The 3,990-nt window shown below is 61.5% G+C and carries 4 protein-coding genes and 1 pseudogene; all 5 read left to right on the top strand.

Annotated elements, in window-relative coordinates:
• A pseudogene (locus EN984_RS25295) lies at positions 1-249 on the top strand (carbohydrate ABC transporter substrate-binding protein); the annotation flags it as partial.
• Positions 250-330: 81 nt separating this feature from the next.
• Positions 331-1,218, top strand: a complete 888-nt coding sequence (locus tag EN984_RS25290) for a sugar ABC transporter permease (RefSeq protein WP_127322195.1) — start codon at positions 331-333, stop codon at positions 1,216-1,218.
• Entirely contained in the window at positions 1,215-2,153 is a 939-nt protein-coding gene (locus EN984_RS25285) for a carbohydrate ABC transporter permease (RefSeq protein ID WP_127268554.1), read from the top strand. The genes EN984_RS25290 and EN984_RS25285 overlap by 4 nt, the downstream gene beginning before the upstream one ends.
• A 5-nt stretch (positions 2,154-2,158) precedes the next feature.
• Entirely contained in the window at positions 2,159-3,256 is a 1,098-nt protein-coding gene (gene ugpC, locus EN984_RS25280) for a sn-glycerol-3-phosphate ABC transporter ATP-binding protein UgpC (RefSeq protein ID WP_023812494.1), read from the top strand.
• Positions 3,257-3,308: 52 nt separating this feature from the next.
• On the top strand, positions 3,309-3,990 hold a 682-nt coding region (locus EN984_RS25275; RefSeq protein ID WP_164765634.1), incomplete at its 3' end, for a sugar phosphate isomerase/epimerase.

Genomic DNA, 3,990 nt, shown 5'->3' with positions numbered 1-3,990 from the left:
GCCTTCAATCTGAAGAAGGGATCCCTGCCGGTGCGCGGCGACGTCGATCTCAATGCGGCCAACGACTGCATGAAGAAGGGCCTCGCCATCCTTGCCAAGGGCGCCGTCATGCCGTGGACGGACCAACTGCTTTCACAGGACACCCAGAAACAGAAGGAAGACCTTTTCGCCGAATTCTTCGCCAAGCCGGAACTGACCGTCGAAGACGCGCAGAAGCGCTTCGCCGACCTCATCGCTTCGGCGGACTGACGCTGGAGGCAACCCGCCTCGCTCCCGGCCTTGCGAATGCGGGGCCGGGAATGCACCGCCCTTACCCAGCCGGCTGACGAGATGAGCAAGAGCGCACGCCCCAACCTTCTGTTCCGCAACCTCAATGCGAAGGTCGCCTCGATCCCGATGATCCTCACCGCCATGGTGGTTTTCGTCGGCGGCACCGTTTGGACGGTGCTCTATTCCTTCACCAATTCGAAGCTCCTGCCGCGCCTGAATTTCGTCGGGCTCGACCAGTATTACCGCCTGTGGGCGGCGCCGCGCTGGCTGATCTCGATCGAGAACCTGTTGATCTACGGCGCGATCTCGCTGGTGTTCTCGCTGGTCATCGGTTTTCTGCTTGCCGCGCTGCTCGATCAGAAGATCCGCTTCGAGGACACGTTCCGCACCATCTTCCTTTATCCTTTCGCGCTCTCCTTCATCGTCACCGGCCTGGTCTGGCAGTGGTTGCTCAATCCGGATTTCGGCATCCAGCATGTCGTGCGGGACTTAGGCTGGACGAGCTTCAGCTTCGACCCGCTCTATAATTCCAGCATCGTCATCTACGGCATATCGATCGCTGCGCTGTGGCAAGGCACCGGGCTCATCATGTGCCTGATGCTGGCCGGCCTGCGCGGTATCGACGAGGACATCTGGAAGGCGGCGCGGGTGGATGGGATCCCGATGTGGAAGACCTATCTGTTCATCGTCATCCCGATGATGCGGCCGGTCTTCATCACCACGCTCGTCATCATCGCTTCCGGCATCGTCAAGGTTTATGACCTGGTCGTGGCCCAGACCAGCGGCGGCCCGGGCATCGCATCCGAAGTGCCGGCCAAATACGTCTACGACTATATGTTCTTCGCCCAGAACCTCGGCCAGGGTTTTGCCGCCTCGACCATGATGCTGCTCTCGGTGGTGATCGTCATCGTGCCTTGGGCCTATCTCGAGTTCGGGCGACGCAAATGAGCATTGCAGACATCACCGCTCAAGCAAGCGTTGCCGCCGGCGCGCGCCAGGACATCGCAGGGCCCTACGGTCCAAAGCCGCGCCGCATGATTTCGCGCCGCAACGTCTTCCTCTACGGCACATTGTTCGTCATGGCGGTCTACTACCTCTTGCCGCTCTATGTCATGGTCGTCACCTCGCTCAAGGGCATGCCGGAGATCCGGCTCGGCAACATCTTCTCACCGCCGCTTGAGATCACCTTCGAGCCGTGGGTCAAGGCGTGGTCAACGGCCTGCACCGGCCTTAACTGCGACGGGCTCTCGCGCGGCTTCTGGAATTCGGTGCGCATCACCGTGCCGTCGGTGCTGCTGTCGATCGCCATCGCCTCGGTGAATGGTTATGCACTGGCCAATTGGCGCTTCAAGGGCGCCGATACGTTCTTCATCATCCTGATCGTCGGCGCCTTCATTCCCTACCAGGTGATGATCTATCCGATCGTCATCATCCTGCGCGAAATCGGCCTCTATGGCAGCCTCAGCGGGCTGGTGATTGTCCATTCCATTTTCGGCATGCCGATCCTGACGCTGCTGTTCCGCAATTATTTCGCCTCGATGCCGGAGGAGCTGTTCCGGGCGGCACGCGTCGACGGCGCCGGCTTCTGGGGCATCTTCCTGCGCATCATGCTGCCGATGTCGCTGCCGATCTTCGTCGTCGCCATCATCCTGCAGGTGACCGGCATCTGGAACGACTTCCTGTTCGGCGTCGTCTACACCCGCCCCGACACCTATCCGATGACGGTGCAGCTCAACAACATCGTCAATTCGGTGCAAGGCGTGAAGGAGTACAACGTCAACATGGCCGCAACCATCCTGACCGGGCTTGTGCCGCTCATCGTCTACTTCATTTCCGGCAAGCTTTTCGTACGCGGCATCGCCGCCGGCGCGGTGAAGGGGTGACGGCGATGACGGCAGCCAATGATACCAGCGTTTCGATCCAGGACCTGTCGCTGAACTTCGGTGCGGTGACCGTCCTGGAGACGCTCAATCTCGATGTCGCCGATGGCGAGTTCATCGTGCTGCTCGGGCCGTCCGGCTGCGGCAAGTCGACCTTGCTCAACTGCATTGCCGGCCTGCTCGACGTTTCCGAGGGCCGCATCTTCATCAAGGGCAAGAACGTCACCTGGGAAGAGCCCAAGGACCGCGGCATCGGCATGGTGTTCCAGTCCTATGCGCTCTATCCGCAAATGACGGTGGAGAAGAACCTGTCCTTCGGGCTGCGTGTCGCCGGCACGCCAAGAGAAGAGATCGCCAAGCGGATCGCGCGGGCGGCTGAAATCCTGCAGATCGAACCGCTGCTGCAGCGTAAGCCGGCCGCCCTTTCCGGCGGCCAGCGCCAGCGCGTCGCGATCGGACGGGCGCTGGTGCGCGATGTCGACGTGTTCCTGTTCGACGAGCCGCTGTCCAATCTCGATGCCAAGCTGCGCGCCGAACTGCGCGTCGAGATCAAGCTGCTGCATCGCAAGCTGCAGAACACCATGATCTACGTCACCCACGACCAGATCGAGGCGATGACGCTGGCCGACCGCATCGCGGTGATGAAGGGCGGCGTCATCCAGCAGCTCGATGCGCCGCAGACCATCTATAACAGGCCGGTCAACCGTTTCGTCGCCGGCTTCCTCGGCTCGCCCGCAATGAACTTCGTCGATGGCCGCCTGGAAGACGCCGACGGCGGCTGGCGGTTCGCGGCCGAGGATATCAAGATCCCGCTCGGCACTTACGACTTTGCCAAGCCTCCGGCTCCCGGCCCCGTCACATTCGGTATCAGGCCCGAGCATGTCAGCCTGAACAGCGGCACCGGCTGGCCGTTCTCGATAGCCGCCAATGTCGAGGTGGTCGAACCCATGGGCTCCGACACGCTGGTCTGGCTGAAGCTTGCCCAGCAGAATTTCAGCGTCCGAGTGACCTCGGAACGCACGCCCAAGAATGACGAGGCGGTGACGCTTGGCTTCGATCCGATGCGCGCTTCGCTTTTCGACACCGCAACGGGCACACGCATCTAGCTTTTGAGAACAACCCTCATACGACAATCCCCAAGCAAAACGGACAGAGATGATGAACTGGTCATTCCAACTTTACAGCGCCCGCAATTTCCAACCCTGGGACGGTGTGCTCGCCATGCTCGGCAAGCTCGGCTACGCCCAGGTCGAAGGTTTTGGCGGCGTCTATGATGACCCCAAGGCATTCCGCGCCGAGCTCGACAAGAACGGGCTTGCCATGCCGACTGGGCATTTCTCGATCGATGCGCTCGAGAACGATTTCGACGGCGTGCGCAGAACTGCCGACGCACTCGGTATCACGCTGCTCATCTGTCCCTTCCTGATGCCCGATCAGCGGCCATCCGACGTGGCCGGCTGGCGCGGCTTCGGCGAACGCCTGGCCAAGGTCGGCGACGCCGCGAAAAAGGCCGGCTACGGCTTTGCCTGGCACAATCATGATTTCGAGTTCAAGAAACTTGCCGACGGATCGGTGCCGCAGGACCACATCCTGTCATCCGCGCCCGATGTCAGCTGGGAGATGGACGTTGCCTGGGTGGTGCGCGGCGGCGATGATCCGTTGCCGTGGATCGAAAAGCACGGCAAGCGCATCAGCGCCGTCCACGTCAAGGACATGGCCAAGCCCGGCGAGGGGCTGGATGAGGATGGCTGGTCGGATGTCGGCCATGGCACCATCGACTGGGCCGGCCTGATCAAGGTGTTGCGTGCCAAGAGTGCTGCCCAATACTATGTCATGGAAC

The organism is Mesorhizobium sp. M7A.F.Ca.CA.004.12.1.1 (genome assembly GCF_003997835.1).
Classification (GTDB): domain Bacteria; phylum Pseudomonadota; class Alphaproteobacteria; order Rhizobiales; family Rhizobiaceae; genus Mesorhizobium.
This window is presented reverse-complemented; position numbering and strand designations above follow the sequence as displayed.